Origin of the sequence: Arthrobacter sp. NtRootA1 (assembly GCF_019976975.1) — a bacterium.
GTDB lineage: Bacteria > Actinomycetota > Actinomycetes > Actinomycetales > Micrococcaceae > Arthrobacter > Arthrobacter aromaticivorans.
In genome coordinates, this window is the sequence record NZ_AP024630.1 from 4,486,537 (window position 1) to 4,505,966 (window position 19,430).

The window sequence follows — 19,430 nt, forward strand, 5'->3', positions numbered from 1 at the left end:
GACGTATTCTGTAGCTACTTTTCAGCCTGACATCTCGACGGAATGGCACGAAATGGCGCGGAACAAGGGTCCACGGTTAGGTCTTGGCAAGGTCCTTTTGAGGATCTTCGGGTTTTTCTTCGTGAGCGCCCTCTGCGGGGTGCTGATCTGCGGCTTCATGGTGCCGGTGGTTCAGTTCACCAGCACAACCATGGGCGGTTCCATCGGCTTTTACGAAAGCCTGCCCAGCCAGTTGGATGTTAATTCGCCATCCCTTTCCAGCAACATAGTCACTGCCGATGGGCAGCACATCGCCACGTTTTATGCAGAAAACCGGGTGAAGGTTCCGCTGGACCAGATGTCCCCCTTCATTCGCCAGGCGATCATTGCCATCGAAGACAGTCGCTTTTACGAGCATCCGGGAGTTGATGCCCAGGGCATCATCCGCGCACTGACATCCAACGTGACCAAGGGAACCAGGCAAGGTGCGTCCACCCTGACGCAGCAATACGTCACGAACGTGCTGAACGAGTCCCGGCTCTCGCAGGGCCGGCCAGAGGACGTGGTGCTCAGCGGGGACAAGTCCTTGGGCGACAAGCTCCGTGAGATCAAGCTCGCCTTGGAGCTTGAAAAACGCTTCAGCAAAGACCAAATCCTTGAGGGGTACCTGAACATCGTGTTCTTCAACCGGAACGCGTATGGCATCGAGGCTGCTTCGCGATACTTCTTCAGCACGTCAGCAAAGGACCTGACTTTGCCGCAGGCCGCGCTCTTGGCCGGCCTGGTGAACGGGCCCAGCATCTATGACCCCACAACCGCGCCGGAATCAGCATTCAATCGACGAAACCTGGTACTGGACAGGATGCTCGAACAGGGCAAGATCACGCAAGCAGACCATGACACGGCAGTAGCTTCACCAGTCGAGCTGAAAATTACCCCGTCCCTGCAAGGCTGCGCGGGCGCCTCCATTGCCATCTACTTCTGCGATTACGTGTCCCACCTGATCATGAACAATGAGGCCTACGGTGCAACCATGGAGGATCGCGAACGGCTCCTCTACCGGGGCGGGCTCACGATCACCACCACCTTGGACAGCCGGTTGCAGGCAGCGGCCCAAGTACAAGTGGATGCCTCCGCTGGCGCAAACCCGGACAAGTGGGGAGCTGCCATGACAACCGTGCAACCGGGCACAGGCAAAATCCTGTCCATGGCCCAAAACACGGTGTTTGTTCCCCAGGACGGGAAGTTTGATACCCAGCTGAACTTCAGCGTGGATGCGAAGGACGAAAACGGCCTTGACCTCAACGGTGCAGGCGGCTTCCAACCCGGTTCCACCATGAAGCCGTTCATCTTCGCGGAGTGGCTCAACGAGGGCAAATCGCCCACTGCCGTGGTGGATGCTTCCCGGCGTGTCTACCCTGTTGGCTTCCCCTGGCGATCCAGCTGCGGAAAGGTGCTGGGTGGATACAGCACTGCGCAGAAGGCACAAAACCTCGGCGCAGATGATGACCTGCAGAACAACGACGAGGGCTACTACCGCCCAATGCCCATCAACTACGGCCTTTACAACTCCATTAACACCGCCACATTCGCTACTGCGGCGCAGTTGGATTTCTGCGGCATCCAAAAAATGGTAGACGCGGTTGGTTTGCATAGCGGCCTGGACAACGCCCCCATCAACATGCACCAGATCGGCAACCTCCTGGGGTCCATCGGCGTCGCTCCCGTTGTGCTGGCCAGCGCCTACGCAACATTCGCCAACGATGGCACCTATTGCAAACCAATCGCCATCACCGACATCAGCGACTCACAGGGCAGGAAGTACCCAGCGCAAACCCCTGAATGCAAGGAGACTGTGAAACCGGCTGTGGCCCGGGGAGTCACAGCGGTCCTGCAGGACGTACTCAAGCTCGGATCCGGCGTCTACATCGAACCCAAAGTCCAGAACCAGGTCCCGGTGGCGGCAAAGACCGGCACCTCGAACAACAACGGCGCAACCTGGGTGGCCGGATTCACCACCCGGCTCGCCACAGCCTCATTCTTTGGCGACACGTCCGCCGGACAACAGCGGGCAGGACAAAACGTCACCATCAATGGCAAGTTCTACAAGTCACTGGACGGCTACATGATTGCCGGGCCGCAATGGGCCAACTACATGATGCAGGCCACCGCCCTCTATCCGAGCGGTGCCTTCAACCCGCCGCCTCCCCCGTCTTCCCCTGGCCCGAGCACGTCACCGGCCGCACCTCGCTGAGTGGGTCTGCGTTGCGGGGCCCGGTCTGCGCGCTAATCCCGGGTCTTGGGGCGCAAAGCAGGCCAGCAGGCAGAAAGACTTTGAAAGCCAGTCGCTCCTCCCGCAGACTAGGCCTGTGAAGCCCTTCCTTTTGTTGGCCACCCGTGCTGAAGACGCAGCAGCGGATGACGAGTACCAGGCCTACCTCCGGTACTGCGGGCTGCGGGCTGAGGAATTGGTCCGCTTCAGATTGGAGGCGGAACCATTGCCAGCCGTTGACTTGGCCGACTACTCCGGCGTGATCGTGGGCGGCAGTCCTTACACTTCCAGCGACCCCATGGAGGAGAAGAGTCAGACCCAGCTTCGCGTCGAAGCAGAACTTTCAGCCCTCCTGGATCGCATCGTGGCCGAGGACTTCCCCTTCTTGGGTGCCTGCTACGGCGTTGGAACCTTGGGTGTTCATCAGGGAGCCATCATCGATCGTCGCTACGGCGAGCCGGTCGGTGCTACGGAGATCAAACTGACCGCAGACGGGGAGCGCGATCCCCTGCTCAAAGGCCTGCCTCACACTTTCGAAGCGTTCGTTGGGCATAAGGAAGCCTGCAGCCAACTGCCGGAAAACGCTGTGTTGCTCGCGAGTTCCGCAGCCTGCCCAGTGCACATGTTCCGCATCAAGAAGAATCTCTACGCCACACAGTTCCACCCGGAATTGGACGTGGATGGCCTCGTCACCAGGATTAACATCTACAAGGACGCAGGCTATTTTCCGCCGGACGCTGCCGACGAGCTCATCGAAACCGCCAAGCATGCCTCGGTGACGGAACCCATGCGGGTCCTGGGGAATTTCACGGAACTCTACGCTCGCTAGGGATCTTGCGGGGCCTGCTCTGCGCCCGAAGAAAGGGGTTTCTGTCAGAGCCTCCCTCGCGCGCCGCTGGCTGGGTAGCGTTGAGAGGACTATTCACGAACATGCCCCACAACGTGATTCATCCATGAGGAGCAATCTTTGAAGCAGGACCCTTTAGCGGTCGAAACCCAGATGCACGCAACACCCAATAAAGGAAAGACCAAGCCAACCCCAGCGAAAACCCGGGCAGCGAGCAAGATCCCTTGGGGCGGCCTTTTGGTGCTTGCTGCCGCGGGCTTTACGGCTGTCACCACAGAGCTGCTTCCGTCCGGGCTGCTTCCCCAGATCAGCAGGGATCTGGGTGTGGAGGAGTCGGCTGTAGGTTCACTGACCGCAGCATATGCAGCGATCATCGTTTTCACGGCCCTTCCCTTGTCCCGGCTTCTGGGCGGGCGCGTCCCACGGAAGACCCTGTTGATCGGGACCGTGCTTGCCTTCGCCCTTAGCAACGTCGTGCTGGCCTTGAGCCCAAATCTCGAAGTGGCCATCGTCGCAAGGCTTCTGGGCGGAATTGCCCATGGCATGTTGTGGTCGAGCATGGCGCCCTATGTGGCACGCATCGTGCCTGCACACTCGGTGGGTAAGTCCATGGCCGTCGTCTTCAGCGGGACCAGTATCGCGTTGGCTGTCGGGGCTCCGATTGGCACACTGATGGGCACGCTCATGACATGGCGGGTTTCTTTCGTGGTCCTGGCCGGGGTTGGCGTCCTATTGGCAGTTTTGGCGTTCTGGCTCCTGCCTGCTGCGCATGATCCGGGCACCCACAAGCCGCCGTCGATCCGGGCAGCGCTCAAGCTACCGGGCGTGATCGCCGTGGCCACCGCTTGGCCACTCTTGCTGCTGGCACACTTCACACTCTTTACCTATGTTGCCCCTTTCCTGCTCGCCTCCGGATTGCCCGAGGCTCTCACTGGCATTTCCCTGTCTGTGGTGGGGATCTCAGGATTGGTCGGGATCTGGATTGCTGGCCTGACCGCCGATTCCCATCCCCGGCGTTCGGTGATTACCGCCGTCGGGCTTCTTTTCCTTGCCTTCGCGCTGCTGCCGGTTCTGGGCGGCACGTGGGTGGGGGTTTTCGCGCTGATGGTTGCCTGGGGCGTTTCCTTCGGAGCGATCGGCATCTACAACCAGGCCGCAATCCTTCGAGCCGGCGGGGAGCACAAGGATGCGGCCAACGGCCTCACGGTAGTGACCATCCAGCTAGGGATCGCCGTCGGTGCCGGCTACGGTGCTTTGGCACTGACCACGGTTGGGGCTCAGTTGGTGCCGCTGGCCGCAGCGCTGCCAACGGCCATTGCCTTGGCGATCATCGTCTTCAGCAGGCGCGGCGGATACCCGGCAGGCTCCCGCGAAAAATGACCGGGCGAAGCAGCGCCGCGAAAATGACCATGCGAGAAGCGCCGGTAACATTCCCGAAACATGCCAGTCACGTGATCTTCACGAACGTGGGGTTTCTGTAACTTACCTGCAACTTAGCTCTTCTGAGTCGGAAACATAGCTCACCGAATATTGATCGGGGGGTAGTGAGGGCCGTGCAACACGGGGCCCGTTTCGGACAGGCTTGATCAGAAGGGAACGCAGTGGAGATCTCTGCGCAACACGTCTGGCTGATGTTGTCATCGGCAATGGTGCTTTTCATGACTCCGGGCCTTGGCCTGTTCTACGGCGGCATGACCCGCGCCAAGGCAGCGCTCAACATGATCATGATGAGCTTTATCTCTGCGGGCATTGTTGGCGTGGTATGGGTCCTGTGGGGATACTCGATGACCACCGGCGACGGCTTCCTGGGCCTGTTCGGCAACCCCTTCGCCCACTTCGGCCTCCAGGACCTCATCGGTTCGCCCGATCTCCTCAAGGTAGTCTTCGCGGCTACCTTCGCCATCATCACTGTGGCGCTCATCAGCGGCGCCATCGCCGACCGCGCCAAGTTCAGCGCTTGGGCGCTCTTCGTCCCCATCTGGGTCACAGTGGTCTACTGCCCGCTGGCTTACATGATCTGGGGCGGTGGCTTGATGAGCGCAGGTGGAGCCGTCACGCAGATCTTCGGCCAGGTGATCGACTTTGCCGGGGGTGCCGTAGTTGAGGTCAGTTCAGGTACCGCCGCTTTCGTCCTCGCATTAATCGTGGGAAAGCGTCACGGATTCGCCAAGGACCCCAACCACCGCCCCCACAACGTTCCGTTCATCATGATCGGCGCAGCAATCCTCTGGTTCGGGTGGTTTGGCTTCAACGGCGGTGCTGCAACCACTGTTGAGCAGGCGGGCCTGATCTGGGTCAACACCTTGGTGGCTCCTGCCGCTGCGATGCTGAGCTGGTTGGTCACGGAAAAGATCCGCCACGGACACCCGACATCGTTGGGCGCAGCCTCCGGCGTTGTTGCCGGCCTGGTGGCCATCACGCCTTCCTGCGCCAACATCACCCCGCTCGCGGCCCTTGGCCTGGGACTCGTTGCCGGCGCCGCCTGTGCCGTGTTTGTGGACCTGAAGTACAAGTTCGGTTTCGACGACTCCCTTGACGTCGTGGGCGTGCACTTCGGCGCCGGTGTGATCGGCACGCTTTCCCTTGGCTTCGTTGCCTTCCCCACGGAAGGCGTGGCCGGTGGCCTCCTTTACGGCGGCGGCGCGCAGCAACTCGTGGCGCAGACAGTAGCCGTGCTGCTCACCATCGCCATCTCGGGCCTGGGCACCCTTGTAATCGGCCGCGCTATTCACAAGACCGTCGGATTCCGTGTGGCCCACGAACACGAAGTCACCGGAGTGGACCTCACCCAGCACGCAGAATCGGCCTACGAGTTTGGCCTCACAGCACATGGGCATTTCCGCCAGCAGCAGGCGCACTTGTCGTCGCTGATCAAGGGTGGACGAAAAGAGTCGGAGCAGGCAAAGGAAGACAGCTTCGCCTAACGGATTCTACTGAGGCAACAGGCGGACGACGGCGGCACTTGAGTGCCGTCGTCGTCCGCTGCTTGGTGGGGGCGAACCGTTGCTGGATGATCCAGCAGAAATTCAGCTCAGCCGAAGCCGTTCCAGAGCCGCTGCCACCACGTTCGTTTGATTGGTTCCTCCGGCTCCGGCTCAGGTGGAGACGCCGCAGCCCGACGCTCGCGCCATCGTTCCAGCTCGGCGTCAACATCCCGCAGCTTGGTGATCACAGGCGGGCCGCCCTGAAGCTGGCGACGGGCCTCGACGACCCGCTTGTTGAAGTCCTCCAGGACGTCGCGGACCTGCTTTTCCGTGTACTGCTGATCCAGCTTCGCGTCGAGTTCAGCGTCCTCGATTCGTAGCAGAATGGCTGGTGGGCCGATCCCGCTAAGTCGTTCACGCTGAATGAGGCCCTTGACCCACCAGTCCGGGTCATAGTGCTCGCCCAAGCCCGGGATCGGTTTGCCGGCGTATTTGAGGTTGTCGAACTTGCCCTGGTTCATGGCATCCCGGATCAGATATTCGACCCGCGCGGCATCGTCCACCTTCCGGCGTTTCTCCCGCTCTTCTGCGTCGGCCGCCTCGAGCTCTGCGTCTTCCTCGGCGTTGCCGCCCCACGAGCGGACGGCCCGCAATTCCGCGCCCCGCTCGAGCTTCCGCCTGAAGGCGTTGTTCTCCGCGTTCACGTTTTCGCCACCTCCTCGCACGGCAGTCCGCTCCTGCCGGAAATCGTGGTTCCCGGCTCCAGTATTCCGCACTTTGCGGGGCCACGGGGAGGGCCGACGGCTACTCTCGAGCCAAAGATCCCCACAGGAAGGAGCCCTGTTGCTTCACGACCATTTTTGACAGCCAAGCGGCCCCGACACGCCGCAGGTATCGGCGTGTCGGGGCCAGTGTCAGCTCAAAGCTGGTCATGAAGCAACGGAGGCCAACGCACGCCAGCTGGCAGGCTAGTGAACGGCCATGCTCGGATCCAGTTGCTCGATGCCCTGCGGCGTGACCAGGACCACCCGGGCGGTGCAGATGTCGTAGAACAAGCCCGTGGCCTGCACTTGCCCAGATGCCAACGCCGGCCCCGTAACCGGGTGCTCTTCGAGTTTCTGGAGCTGGACAGCGACGTTCACCATGCTTAGCTGGTCCAGCCGGCTGTAGCCTTCAGCTTCGGCAGCAAGGGCGACAGGATGACCGTCCAACAGCGAGCGGTAGCTCGGCCGGGCGTGCTCCAACCAGGCATCGAATCCCCGGCCCAAGGCCGCGGCCGCACCCTCGGCGTCGGCTATTACAGCCTTCATCGCGCCACAGTTGGAGTGACCGCAGATCACGATCGAGTCCACGGACAAGCCCTTGACCGCGAATGCCAGTGCCGAGTCGATCGAGGCATCCCGGCCATCAGGGCACACTACGTTGCCGATGTTCCGCAGTGTCAGAAGGTCGCCCGGGCCGCTGCTGGTGATGAGGTTCGGATTGACCCGGGAGTCGACGCAGGCCACAAACAATGTGTCCGGGTTCTGCCCCTCGGTCAGATCCTGCACCAGCGGACGAACCTTGTCTGCGTAGCGTCGATGGTATTTGTCGATGCCAAGGAGGATCGACCGCAGCGGAAGCTGCCCGCCGTCGTCGTGCGCTTCCTGGTGGGCACCATCCAGAGGCGACGACTGCCAGGAAGTCCTGGGCGGCAGCGGGAATTCGCGTGGATCCTGGCGCTGGGGAGTGTTGTCCGCGGCGTCGGTGAAAGCGGTGGTTCCGTGTTCCTCCAGCAGCACCGAGGCGCCGCTGGAGCGGTGTTGCGTCTGCCAGGCGACCAGGGCCTCGCGGAACGCGTGATCGAGGTAATCGGCGTTGAGTTCAACCACTGCGTCCTGTCCGTCGGGCACGGAGTGAAGCACGCGGTTCAGCCGAGGGAGGGCGAAGAAGCTGCAGGACCCGGCGATCGTGACGCGCCACGGCAGCCCCTCACCCGCGGGAGCATAGGCGTGGATCTGGGCACGGAGTACCCGCCACAACACGCAGAGGGCCGCGAGCGCGAGGCCGATAATGACGCCTTCGAGCAGGTTCAGTACAACAACGCATGCCAGCGTGACCACGTAGACCAGGAGGTCACCGGTTCGGAGGCTGGTCTTGATGTCGGCGACCTTGATGAGCTTGGCGCCGATGACGAGCAACAGGCCTGCGAGCACGGACAACGGGATCAGCTGGATGAGACCGGCGAACAGTGCCGAGAACACCAGGACCCACACGCCGTGCAGGATGGCGGATGTACGGCTCGCGGCGCCTGCCTCAACGTTGGTGGCGCTGCGGACGATCACGCCCGTCACGGGGAGGCCGCCGAGCATTCCGGAGACCACGTTGGCGGAGCCTTGGCCGACGAGCTCCCGGTTGAGATTGGTCCGGCTGCCCGCGTGCATCTTGTCCACCGCGACCGCGGACAGCAGCGACTCGATGCTTGCGATCAGGGCTACCGTGATGACTGCCATGACGGCGGCACGCCAGTTGCCGTCGGGCAAGCTTGGCAGGGCAACGGCGTCGAACAGCGAACCGCTGAAGCTGATGCGCTCGACGCTGGGCGCAACTGCTGCAGACAAAGCGGTGACAGCGACGACCGCCGCCAGCGGGCCGGGAATCTTCCGCACTGCGGTGGGCAGATATTTCCAAGCGAGGAGGATGGCCACGACTGCCAGGCCCAGAAGGGCGGAGTGCAGCTCCACGTTGGTGATGGCGGCCGGAAGTGCGGTCAGGTTTTCGACGGCGGACCCAGCCGCCTGGCCACCGAGAAGCACATGCAACTGCTGCAGGATGATCGTGATGCCGATGCCGGCCAGCATCGCTTTGACCACCACCGGCGAAACGGCGAGTGCCGCCCTGCCTACGCGGCTAATGCCCAGCAGTAACTGCACGACGCCGGCGCCCGCAGTAATAGCGCACGTCACCTGCCAACCGAACTCATCAACCAGACCGGCGACGACGACGGTCAGCCCGGCGGCGGGACCACTCACCTGAAGTGGGGAGCCGCCTAGGCTTCCCGCCACAATGCCTCCGATGGCGGCTGCGATGAGCCCGGCCATGACGGGCGCTCCGGAGGCTGCCGCGATGCCGAGGGAAAGGGGAAGCGCAACAAGGAAAACCACCAAGGACGCAGGGAGGTCGGCGCCCAGGCTGCTGAGGAAACTTCCGGCTTTGCGGGGGTTGCCGAGCGGGTTCTTGCCAGGCGGGTTCTTTCCGGGCGGGCTGTGGGAGTCGGTGGAGATGGAAGCGGAGTCGTTTGGTTGTGGCACTGAAATTCCTAAGGCTCGGGAACATTGACCCTTCCAGCGTAGAAATCTTGTCACGTGAAATGACAAGATGATGTGATTCTTGTGACAAAACTTGTGAACAGGCGGCGTCATGTGGCGACCAATGGGAACTTTTCCGCGGGCGGAACTCGTTGGAAACCCAGCGCACTGCTCACCTCCGCCGCAGCTCGGCGCAATGCCAAGCATCGGCCCCTCCCGCCGTCGTTCTTGCCTCTCCTGCCATAACCTAAGGCTCCTTAGTTTAGGCTTGACTCCATGAGCGACCCCGAAGCCCATCCCGTACGCATCAGTTCCGAGTCCGTTCAACTTCAAGCCCTGGAACCCGTACTCGAAGAGATCCGGTCGGCCGTGAGTAACATCCCTGAACTGTTGGCCATTGCCGGGGAGATAGGACACACTGCCCCGAAACCTGGCGAGGGCAACACAGCCAAGCTCTGGGAACTCCTGGCGTCCGTAACGGCTGTGGACGTGGCCGCCGGACGCGTCCTTGAACCCCATCTGGATGCCCTCGCGATCCTGGCCCAGTCCGGTTCCGAAGCAATCGAGACAGGCACGTGGGGGGTCTTCGCGGCCGAAGGCCACGGCATGAAACTCGAGGCCAAGACCGGCCCTGCCGGAAACTACGTACTCAACGGCGCCAAACCCTGGTGCTCGCTGGCCGCCCAACTGGACAATGCCATCATCACAGCCCACACGGAAGGCAACGGCAGGACGGCCTTCGCCGTCAGCCTGAAGGACCCTGGAGTATCGTGCGAAACCCCGAAGTGGACCAGCCGCGGCCTGCAGGAAATCCCCAGCGGCACCGTCCAGTTCGAGCATGTGAAGGCAGCACCGGTGGGCGACGAGGGCTGGTATTTCAAACGTCCCGGCTTCGCCTGGGGTGGCATGGGAGTGGCCTCGTGCTGGTTCGGCGGAGCCGTGGCAATGGCCCGTGACTTCAGGGCAGCCCTGGCCGCGGGCGTAGGAAACGGCCGGAACCCGGACCAGATCGCCCTCGCTTCCCTGGGCGAGGTGGACCGGATCCTCACCTCCGTCGGCGGATACCTGGCCGAAACAGCCGAACGGATCGACGCCGGCGGCCTGGCCGATTCAGGTGCGGACGGCTCCAGCGCCTGGAGCGAAGCCTTGCGCGTCCGCGGGACTGTTGCCGCCGCCGTCGAACGTGTCCTAACGGTTGTGAGCCAGAACCTCGGACCGGGCCCGCTGGCTTTCAACGAGGCGTACGGAAAACGAATAGCGGACCTGTCCTTATACATTCGCCAGCACCACGCCCTGCGCGACGACGCGCAGTTGGGCGCCTTGACTCTGGATGGGGACGCCGGATGGTGAGCTTCTCGCACGCAGACACGGGAACAACCGAGGCGGAATGGGCGGCCAGCGGCGTCGCTGCCTTGCCGGAATTGCCGCTCGACGCAAGCAGGCTCACAAGCATGGCCTTTGTGGTGCTCGCCGCGCATCCGGACGACGAAACACTCGGCGCCGGCGGCCTCCTTGCCAAGCTCCACCACAGCGGGGCAAGCGTGAAGCTCCTGCTCTGCACAGCCGGCGAAGCCTCGCACCCGGAGTCGCAAACCACGACGCCGGAACAGCTTGCCGCCGTCAGGCTCAATGAGTTCGACACGGCTGTGTCCGGGCTGGCTCCCAGCGCGGCGTGGCAATTCCTGGAGCTGCCGGACGGGCGGCTGGCCGCCCATGAAGATCGAATCGAAGACGCGGTTCGCGAAGCAACGTCAGGCCATCCGGCGGACAACGTGGTGATCGTGGCGCCCTACCGCTCGGACGGGCACACAGACCACGACACCCTGGGCTCGATCGCAGCCAGGGTTGCCGGCGCCGGAGGCCATGGCCTGCTGGAGTACCCCATTTGGTATTGGCTCTGGGCAGGACCCGGCGATGCCGCGTGGCAGTCATGGGTACGGGTCCCGTTAACCGCGGCGGAGCGGGAAGCCAAGAACAAGGCAATGGGCGCCCATGCCTCGCAAGTGGAACCGTTGTCCGAGCAGCCGGGTGATGAGACGCTGCTGTCCGGGACTTTCCTGGAGCACTTTTCCCGTCACTTCGAGACCTTCGCCTGGCACCCATTCACGGCGGGGAGCAACACAGCAGCAGACGCAGAGCGGATCTTCGACGAGGTTCACTCCCGTGAAGAGGATCCGTGGGACTACTCCTCCAGTTGGTACGAACGCCGCAAGCGGGCCCTGACGTTGGGGGCCTTGCCCAAGGAGTCGTATGATTCCGGCTTGGAACTGGGCTGTTCCATCGGCACCCTCAGCGAGGAACTCGCAAGGCGATGCCGGCAGTTCCTTGGAGTGGACGCCAGCAGCACGGCATTGCTCCAGGCAAGACAGCGGCTCTCCGGATACCCATCGGCCGAAGCCCGCCACCTCACTGTGCCGGATGAGTGGCCGGAAGGGACCTTCGACCTGGTGGTGTTGTCCGAGACGGGCTATTACCTTTCGCCGGAAGAACTGATCGAACTGCTGGACCGGATTCGAGCTTCCACCCGCCCCGGCGGCACCCTGCTTCTTTGCCATTGGCGGCATCCGATCTCGGGCTGGCAGTTGGACGCAGAGGCGGTGCACGCAATGGCCCGCAGCCATCTTGTGTGGCCCGCGCATGGGATCTACCGGGAAAAGGACTTCATGCTGGAGATCCTTGTTGCCCCGAGTGAAACGCTGTGACCGCCGCGGAGCGGCAAAAAATCCGGAGCGTCGCGGTGGTCATGCCGGCCCACAACGAGGAAAGGCACATCGGCTCAGCATTGGCGGCGTTGCAGACCGCGGCGGATGCCCTTCAGCGCGAGCACGCCGGAATCGGGGTTTCAATCGCTGTGGTCCTGGACGCCTGCACGGACCGATCCTCCAGCATCACGGCTGCGTACACTTTGGCTGATCTCCGTTTCCTCCCGGTGGAGGTCGGATTTCGCAGCACGGGCGCCAGCCGCGACGCCGGCATCCGTGCAGCCTTGGAACGCCTGCCCTTCGCCGCAGGCGCAGGCGCAGGTACGTGGTTGGCCACCACCGACGCCGACTCCACCGTCCCGGGGCACTGGCTGGTGCGACAGGTGGAACTTGCCAACGCCGGTGCCGACGCCATCTTGGGATCCGTGGAGCCGGACTCCCGGGACATGGACGAGGCAGTCCTGGAACGCTGGCGGGAACTGCACCCCTCCCGGGAGGACCATCCCCATATTTACGGGGCAAACCTTGGCGTCCGTGCTTCTGCGTATCTGGCCGCGGGCGGCTTTCCGAGGCTAAGGTCCCACGAGGACCGGGTCCTGGTTGAACGCCTTCGGCGGCTCGGGCTGGCGGTCATCGCCACGGACACCACCAAGGTGATAACCTCCGGGCGACTGCAGGCCCGGGCACCCGAAGGATTCGCGGCCTATCTCCGTGCCCTTAGCTCCGGCCTTTCGTCCGTGGCGCGCTAAGCCGCCAAGGCCTTCTCCACCGCAGCGATCGCAGCAGCCGTGATCGATTCGCGATCGCCGGAGCCGTCCACCATCAACAGGATTCCGCGTTGGCTGTACGCAGTCACCACAGGTTGCGTTTCATCCCGGTACAGCTCCAGCCGGCGCTGAATCACAAGTTCAGTATCGTCGCTGCGGCCCTGTTCCTGAGCCCGTTGAAGCATGCGGGCAACGAGCTCGGCATCTTCCACTGTCAGCACGAGAACCACTTCAAGTGCCTGTTGTTTTGCGGCCAGAATCTCATCAAGGGCGCCAATTTGGATGACATTGCGCGGGTAGCCGTCCAGGAGGAACCCGTTCCCTGTATCGGCGTCTTCCAGGCGTTGGCGGAGCATAGCCGTGGTGACATGGTCAGGAACAAACTCACCCCGGTCCATGTACTCGCCGGCCTCTGCGCCGAGTTCCGTCTTGTCCCGAACATGTGCACGGAAGAGGTCTCCCGTAGAGATCGCCGGGATCGAGAAATGCCGGGCGATCACTTCCGCCTGCGTGCCTTTGCCGGAACCTGGAGGGCCCATGATGATCAATCGCGCCATGACACAAGTCCGTTTCAAGAGGCGGCCGGGACTTAAACGATACGCCGACGACGGCGCGACACTCCCGCCGTCGTCGGTTTTCCTGCCGGCCGCTAATGGCATCAGGCGTTCGCAGTCCATCGCGATTCCCCCGCACGATCTGCTCCCCCACGCTTCTCCTTAGTCGCCAGGGACGGTTTTTGGGATCATTCCGCGGTCACCTCTTGCGGCCCGCAACGCCCGGAGGTAGGTTTTTGAAACGTACCAAAGAAAGCGCTTTCCGGAACTTTAGGTGGAATCGAACATGACTCAGCACGCCCCAATCACGTGGCTCGACGACGAACCGCCCGCCAGGCTTAGCGGCGGCACGACGTGGGGGATGCCCTTTCCACGGGGTACCGTACGGGGCGCGGAAGAGTTGTCCGTCCTCGATGCCAGCGGCGAGGCCATCAAGGCCCAAACCTGGCCGCTCGCTACCTGGCCCGACGGCTCCCTCAAGTGGGCGGGCCTAGCGGTCGGCGCCACGGATCAGCCATCGGCGGCATACAGCGTCACCACCAACAAAGGCACCGCGCACCCGCCGTCAGAGCACGACGGCGGCCCGGCAGCCGCCGTCGAACGCTCACCTGAGGTGACGGTCACCGAAACGGAAGAGTCTGTAACGGTCTCTACCGGCACCTTGGAGATGGTGCTCCCCCGATCAGGCCCCACGCTGTTCAGTACGTTGACCCGCTTCAGTACGCTGACCCGCGACGGTTCGGTGGTAGCGAAGGATGGCAGACTCGTGAGTCTTCTCCAGACCGGGCTAAGTGAGGGAGCCGGCAGCACAACCCGCCAAGGTTTCACCGGCCACGTCACATCCGTAACGGTGGAGCAGCACGGCCCTGTTCGGGCGGTCGTGCGGTTGGAAGGCCGCCACCGGGCGCACCTGGGCGAAAGGGAATGGCTTCCGTTCACCATCCGCTTCTACCTTTACGCCGGCGCGCGGAGCATCCGGATGATGCATTCGTTCATTTGGGACGGCGAGGCTGACAGGGACTTCCTGGCCGGGCTGGGCGTCCAATTCAACGTTCCATTCGAAAGCGAATTGCACGATCGCCACGTCCGGATCGCAGGCGCGGACGGAGGCTTTGTCGTGGAAGCGGTCCGCGGGTTGACGGGCCTGCGGCGGGATCCGGGAGAGGCCGTACGCCAAGCCCAGATTGCCGGCGAACCCACTCCCCCGCCCACCGAATGGAGCCCGCTGGTTTCCGAGCGGTTGCACCTCATCCCCTCGTGGAATGACTACACGCTCACGCAGCTGAGCGCAGACGGTTTTGAGCTGCGGAAACGTACCGCTCCGGGCCACGGTTGGGTGGGCATTTCCGGCGGAACGCGGTCCTCAGGCTTCTGCTCGCTGAGTGACCTCCGGGGCGGATTCGGGGTTGGCGTGCGAGATTTCTGGCAGTCGCACCCGGGCCAACTGGACATCCGCGGCGCCGCAACTGCAGAAGCCACAATGACGGCGTGGCTCTTCTCCCCCGAAGCGCAGCCCATGGACCTCCGCTTCTATCATGACGGCTTGGGGCAGGACACCTTTGAGGAACAACTCGAGGGCCTGGAGATCACGTACGAGGATTACGAGCCCGGATTCGGCAATCCCACCGGCATCGGACGTACCCATGAGCTGACCCTGTTCGCCTACGACGCCACACCCTCCACGGAAAGCCTCGCCGCCGATGCCCTCTCGGCGTCCACTCCCGCGCTTCTGCAGCCATCGCCCGAGTACCTGCACGCCGCCGGCGTCTTCGGTGACTGGTCACCCGTGGACCGCAGTACCCCGGCCCGCGCAGAGCTGGAAGACAAGCTGGATTTCCTGTTCGACTTCTACCAGGGCCAAACCGAGCAACGCCGCTGGTACGGGTTCTGGAACTACGGAGACGTCATGCACACCTACGACTCCGACCGGCATGTCTGGCGGTACGACGTCGGCGGTTACGCCTGGGACAACTCGGAACTCTCGCCGGACCTCTGGCTTTGGTACATGTACCTCCGCTCGGGCCGCGCCGACGTCTTCCGCTTCGCCGAGGCCATGACCCGCCATACCGGCGAAGTGGATGTGTACCACCTTGGACCATGGCGCGGTCTGGGCTCGCGGCACAACGTGCAGCACTGGGGATGCAGCGCCAAGCAACTACGCATCAGCACCCCGGCCTACCGTCGTTTCTACTACTACCTGACCGCCGACGAACGAACCGGCGACCTCCTCACCGAACTCGTGGACAGCGATCAGAACTTCCTCGGGTTGGACCCCGTCCGCAAAGTAAGGCCCGACGCCGATACCTACCGCCCGGACCGCGGCGCCTTGGGCGTAGGGCTCGGTACGGACTGGGGCTCGCTCGCAGCCACCTGGCTCACCGACTGGGAACGCACCGGAAACCCCCGCTCACGCGACCGGCTCTTGGGCACTATGGCCGATATCGGCGCCCTGAAATACGGCTTCCTCACGGGCGAGGCGCTCTACGACCTGGACAAGGGAAGGTTCGACGCCGGCAGGGAAGCCATCAGCGTCTCGCACCTGAGTGCCGTGTTCGGTTTGGTCGAAATCTGCAGCGAACTCATCAGCTTGGTGCCCGATGAATCCTTTGAGAACGCGTGGCTGCAGTACTGCCGGCTGTTCCTGGCTTCGCCTGAGCAGCAGGCAGCGGAAGTGGGACAGCCCTTGGCAGGCATCTACCTGACGCAGGCACACAGCCGGCTCACGGCCTACGCGGCAGCCCGACTCGAGTCGCCGGACCTGGCGGAGTTGGCTTGGGCAGGCTTTGCCGAGGGCGGGGAGAACCTGAACCATGCCGAGGCCTTCACCTTGAAGAAGATCCTCCCGCCCTACGTCCTTCAACCAGTGGACGAGGCCCCCACTGTTTCCACCAACGACACCGCCCAGTTCGGACTGGCCCTCATCCAAAACCTCGCTCTCATCGGAGGCGCGCTACCCGGTGAGGAGGGCCCGGCGTCGTAAGTCCTGTTGGGTCCTGACCTTCTTTGCCGCCGAAAGCAGCAGAATGTAACCCAAAGGGGTTGAATCCTCTCCCCCAGCCGCCCAAAGAGGGTCAGGAAGCCACCACAACAACAAGCTAGCGGGAACCTCTGGTGACCACGCTCAAAGCTCGATACTGTAAGTATGCTGACAAATACGGTAGCGAGTCAGAGGAGGACATCGTGACCACGAAAGTCGACAAAACCATCATGGTCAACGTTCCGGTGAGTATGGCCTACAGACAGTGGACGCAGTTCGAGGAGTTCCCCCGTTTCATGGGTGGGGTGGAACGCGTGACGCGCCTGAGCGATGATCGCCTGGAATGGGTAGCCGAAATCGCTGGCGTCCATCGCCGCTGGGAAGCGAAGATCGTTCAGCAGGACATGGATCGGGCTGTGGCATGGGCCGCTGTGGAAGGTGCCAAGAATGCCGGCTGGGTGGACTTCAAGGAAGCCGGACCAAGCCAGACCTCCTTGCATCTGTCCCTGGAATACGAACCGCACGGCGTCCTTGAATTCCTCGGCGACAAATTGCATGTGGTTGAAAGGCAGGCGGAGTCAGACTTGAAGAAGTTCAAGGAATACATCGAGCACAAGGCGCCCGAACGGGATGCTGCCATGGGCACGACGGCGACAACGAGCACCACGGCGACCACGACCACAAGCGGTACACCATCCGCGGCTAGCACTGATAAGCCCGGCGACGTCCCGATCGTAGACCCCATTACGCACCCCTTCGATCAGACCAATGGCCTGGCAGATCTGGACGGCGATTCCGACGAGACCGCGGACAGCGATACGCACAGTGCCGAGGAACGGAAGGACGATAAGGGCTTCGGCCCGGGCTACATCCCACCAATGGGAGGACTGCCCGGCCAGCGGTAGCAGCCACCCACACGAAACAAACAACCAGTGCCGCCCGGATCACCACGATCCGGGCGGCACTCCTGTTAAAGCGACGCTCCTATGAATAGGCGCCGTTACTTCTGGCCGGAATAGACGACGGCGGGCAACGCCGGAGTCTGCATACCCTCGCCGATGTAGAAGCTCGGGTGCGATGGCTGGTTGTAGGCCACGTTTTCCCGGGCGACGGCAGTGCGGTACACGGTGTCGTGCATCAACGTCCGCAAGCGGACCTCAGTTGGAGCCGTGGTGGTGTAGATGCGCAGTTCGGTGCTGTCCGTGGACGGCCAGGCGATCTCTTCACGCCAGTCTCCCAGGATGTCCGCCTGGATGGACGGGTTTCCCTTGGTGGTGTTGTTGCTGCGGGCGCCGTCGGCCGTCAGCAGCCGGTCGCTCTGCTCGGTTTCCCAATTCCACTTGGAGATAGTGGGAACGCCACGGGATACAGTTGCGTCGTAGTCGTGGTCCACAATGTCCCTGAGGAGATCGCCGTCCCACCAGGCCAGGAAGTTCGCGGCAGGAATTTTCTCCGCGATCAGCTCGCCCTTGGCGGACATCAGCTGGCCCACGGGTGAATCCCACGCAGCAGTGCCGCCGATCGCCCAGCCCTCGGCACCGGCGTAGCGGGGATCGATGTCTCCAGCCGCACCCCGTCCAGTGTCCTTGATGGCCGGGATGCTCCAGAGGACTTCACCCGTGGCAGCGTCACGGAAAGTGGCACCCCGGTTTCCGCTCTGGCTCATGCTCTCGTGGACTGCGAATGTCTCCAGTCCGGGGCGCGAGGGATCAAGGTCGCCGGTATGGATCGCATCGCCGTGACCCAGTTTCGTGTTGTAGAGCGGCTGACCGTTGTCATCGATGGTCATGGAGCCAAAGACGAACTCATCCTTGCCATCCTGGTCCACGTCAGCCACGGAGAGGTTGTGGTTGCCCTGCCCCTTGTACTCGTCACCGGCCAGGTTGGAATCGAAGGTCCATCGTTTCACAAGCTTCCCGGCAACGAGGTCGTACGTCACCAGGACGGTGCGGGTGTAGTAGCCGCGGCTAAACATCATGGAGGGGTGTTCGCCGTCGAGGTACGCCACGCCAGCAAGGAAGCGGTCCACGCGGTTGCCGTAGTTGTCGCCCCAGCTGGAAACGGTGCCGCGCTCAGGCGCGTAGGCGACCGTATCCATGATGGTTCCCGTCTCACCCCTGAAGACGGTCAGGAATTCCGGACCGGACAGGACATATCCAGCGCTGTTGCGGAAGTCGGCGTCGGCGTTTCCGATCACCGTGCCGGCGGCGTCGCGGGTGCCGTCTGCTGTCTTGAACGAGACCTCGGCCTTGCCGTCACCGTCGAAGTCGTAGGCCAGCACCTGTGTGTAGTGGGCGCCGGCTCGGATATTGCGCCCGAGGTCGATGCGCCACAGCTTGGTTCCGTCCAGCTTGTAGGCGTCGACGTAAACGTTGCCCGTGTAGCCTGACTGCGAGTTGTCCTTGGCGTTGGACGGCGCCCACGTCTGGATGACCTCATACTTGCCGTCGCCGTCGAGGTCGGCCACCGTTGCATCGTTGGCCGAGTACGTGTAGGCCTTGCCGTCCGGGGTCACGCCGTCGGCGGGCTTATCGAGCTTGATGGCCAGGTAGTTCTGCGCCAGCGGCGTGACCGCTTCGGTCAACTTGTCCTGACCTTGGCCATTTCCTACCGTCTTGATGACGTAGCTGGACGCCGCCGTTCCGTCCGGATCCACAAACATGGTGGCGTTCCGGATGGGCTCCTCGGTGATATTGACGCCGTCACGCAGCACCTGGAAACCGATACTGTCCTCGTCCAGGCCGAGCATGCGCCAGCTCACGGTCACGCCTTGGTCGGTCAAGACCGCAACAGGTGCGCGGTCCAGCTTTTCGACCTGACGCTTAAGCGTCGGGGCAACCCTTTCGGCAGGCACGACGCCGGGGAGGCCGGCTTGCGTCGACACGTCGGCTTGGGCAGGGGTTGCTTGGGCGGGAGCTGCTTGCGCGAACGGGACTCCCGTCAAGGCGATAGCTGCCGCGACCAGGGAAGCCGAGGCCGCCAGTGGGCCTGCCCGACGGGCACTGGCACTGCGAAAGGAACACTTCATGGGGTAAACCAAGGACATCTCCTTTGATGCTGGGCGTCAGTGGATCTGCCACCCTAGAATTTGGAACGTTTCACTCACTGGCAAAGCGCCTGC

At 62.9% G+C, this 19,430-nt stretch carries 13 protein-coding genes; 9 read left to right on the top strand and 4 right to left on the bottom strand.

Translation table 11 applies throughout. The features are described from left to right. Window positions 1–52: 52 nt before the first annotated feature. The 4 genes from LDN90_RS20385 to LDN90_RS20400 all read left to right on the top strand — a co-directional run bounded on the left by LDN90_RS20385 (window position 53) and on the right by LDN90_RS20400 (window position 6,022). On the top strand, window positions 53–2,233 hold the full coding sequence (locus LDN90_RS20385) for a transglycosylase domain-containing protein (protein ID WP_223946882.1): 2,181 nt from the start codon (window positions 53–55) through the stop codon (window positions 2,231–2,233). A gap of 115 nt (window positions 2,234–2,348) precedes the next feature. Continuing rightward, the gene (locus LDN90_RS20390; protein WP_223946883.1) at window positions 2,349–3,080 is read left to right on the top strand and encodes a glutamine amidotransferase; all 732 of its coding nucleotides are present in this window, start codon (window positions 2,349–2,351) and stop codon (window positions 3,078–3,080) included. 138 nt (window positions 3,081–3,218) lie between these two features. Further along, the gene (locus LDN90_RS20395; protein WP_223946884.1) at window positions 3,219–4,478 is read left to right on the top strand and encodes an MFS transporter; all 1,260 of its coding nucleotides are present in this window, start codon (window positions 3,219–3,221) and stop codon (window positions 4,476–4,478) included. Between the two features lie 221 nt (window positions 4,479–4,699). Beyond that, window positions 4,700–6,022, top strand: a complete 1,323-nt coding sequence (locus LDN90_RS20400; RefSeq protein ID WP_223946885.1) for an ammonium transporter — start codon at window positions 4,700–4,702, stop codon at window positions 6,020–6,022. A gap of 107 nt (window positions 6,023–6,129) precedes the next feature. Here LDN90_RS20400 and LDN90_RS20405 read toward each other — a convergent pair whose 3' ends face one another. After that, complete coding sequence (locus tag LDN90_RS20405; RefSeq protein WP_223946886.1) at window positions 6,130–6,726, bottom strand: DUF1992 domain-containing protein; 597 nt, start codon at window positions 6,724–6,726, stop codon at window positions 6,130–6,132. 264 nt (window positions 6,727–6,990) lie between these two features. Beyond that, complete coding sequence (locus LDN90_RS20410; RefSeq protein WP_223946887.1) at window positions 6,991–9,312, bottom strand: bifunctional SulP family inorganic anion transporter/carbonic anhydrase; 2,322 nt, start codon at window positions 9,310–9,312, stop codon at window positions 6,991–6,993. Window positions 9,313–9,585: 273 nt separating this feature from the next. Here LDN90_RS20410 and LDN90_RS20415 point away from each other — a divergent pair, with 273 nt between their 5' ends. From LDN90_RS20415 to LDN90_RS20425, 3 genes are read left to right on the top strand one after another with little or no spacing between them, the layout of a single operon-like run. After that, window positions 9,586–10,659 (top strand): acyl-CoA dehydrogenase family protein, encoded by a 1,074-nt coding sequence (locus tag LDN90_RS20415; protein ID WP_223946888.1) that lies wholly within the window; start codon window positions 9,586–9,588, stop codon window positions 10,657–10,659. Further along, window positions 10,653–12,011, top strand: coding sequence for a bifunctional PIG-L family deacetylase/class I SAM-dependent methyltransferase (locus tag LDN90_RS20420; RefSeq protein WP_223946889.1), 1,359 nt, complete (start codon window positions 10,653–10,655; stop codon window positions 12,009–12,011). Before LDN90_RS20415 ends, LDN90_RS20420 begins: the two co-directional genes overlap by 7 nt. A gap of 41 nt (window positions 12,012–12,052) precedes the next feature. Then, the gene (locus LDN90_RS20425) at window positions 12,053–12,760 is read left to right on the top strand and encodes a glycosyltransferase (RefSeq protein WP_223949345.1); all 708 of its coding nucleotides are present in this window, start codon (window positions 12,053–12,055) and stop codon (window positions 12,758–12,760) included. Here LDN90_RS20425 and LDN90_RS20430 read toward each other — a convergent pair. Then, window positions 12,757–13,335, bottom strand: a complete 579-nt coding sequence (locus LDN90_RS20430; protein WP_223946890.1) for an adenylate kinase — start codon at window positions 13,333–13,335, stop codon at window positions 12,757–12,759. The two genes, LDN90_RS20425 and LDN90_RS20430, sit on opposite strands and share 4 nt — an antisense overlap. A 283-nt stretch (window positions 13,336–13,618) precedes the next feature. On the opposite strand from LDN90_RS20430, the gene LDN90_RS20435 reads away from it, so the two are divergent. Further along, entirely contained in the window at window positions 13,619–16,312 is a 2,694-nt protein-coding gene (locus LDN90_RS20435) for a Tat pathway signal sequence domain protein (RefSeq protein ID WP_223946891.1), read from the top strand. A 200-nt stretch (window positions 16,313–16,512) separates the two neighbouring features. Then, window positions 16,513–17,214, top strand: a complete 702-nt coding sequence (locus LDN90_RS20440; RefSeq protein ID WP_216926501.1) for an SRPBCC family protein — start codon at window positions 16,513–16,515, stop codon at window positions 17,212–17,214. 95 nt (window positions 17,215–17,309) lie between these two features. Here the strand turns inward: LDN90_RS20440 and LDN90_RS20445 are convergent, their stop codons facing one another. Continuing rightward, on the bottom strand, window positions 17,310–19,337 hold the full coding sequence (locus tag LDN90_RS20445) for a rhamnogalacturonan lyase (protein WP_223946892.1): 2,028 nt from the start codon (window positions 19,335–19,337) through the stop codon (window positions 17,310–17,312). Window positions 19,338–19,430: the final 93 nt, after the last annotated feature.

What these genes read in the sequence shown, in the direction of transcription:
- LDN90_RS20385 (WP_223946882.1), top strand. Translation starts at nt 53, where the DNA reads ATGGCGCGGAACAAGGGTCCACGGTTAGGTCTTGGCAAGGTCCTTTTG.
- LDN90_RS20415 (WP_223946888.1), top strand. Translation starts at nt 9,586, where the DNA reads ATGAGCGACCCCGAAGCCCATCCCGTACGCATCAGTTCCGAGTCCGTT.
- LDN90_RS20420 (WP_223946889.1), top strand. Translation starts at nt 10,653, where the DNA reads ATGGTGAGCTTCTCGCACGCAGACACGGGAACAACCGAGGCGGAATGG.
- LDN90_RS20425 (WP_223949345.1), top strand. Translation starts at nt 12,053, where the DNA reads ATGCCGGCCCACAACGAGGAAAGGCACATCGGCTCAGCATTGGCGGCG.
- LDN90_RS20430 (WP_223946890.1), bottom strand. Translation starts at nt 13,335, where the DNA reads ATGGCGCGATTGATCATCATGGGCCCTCCAGGTTCCGGCAAAGGCACG.
- LDN90_RS20435 (WP_223946891.1), top strand. Translation starts at nt 13,619, where the DNA reads ATGACTCAGCACGCCCCAATCACGTGGCTCGACGACGAACCGCCCGCC.
- LDN90_RS20445 (WP_223946892.1), bottom strand. Translation starts at nt 19,337, where the DNA reads ATGAAGTGTTCCTTTCGCAGTGCCAGTGCCCGTCGGGCAGGCCCACTG.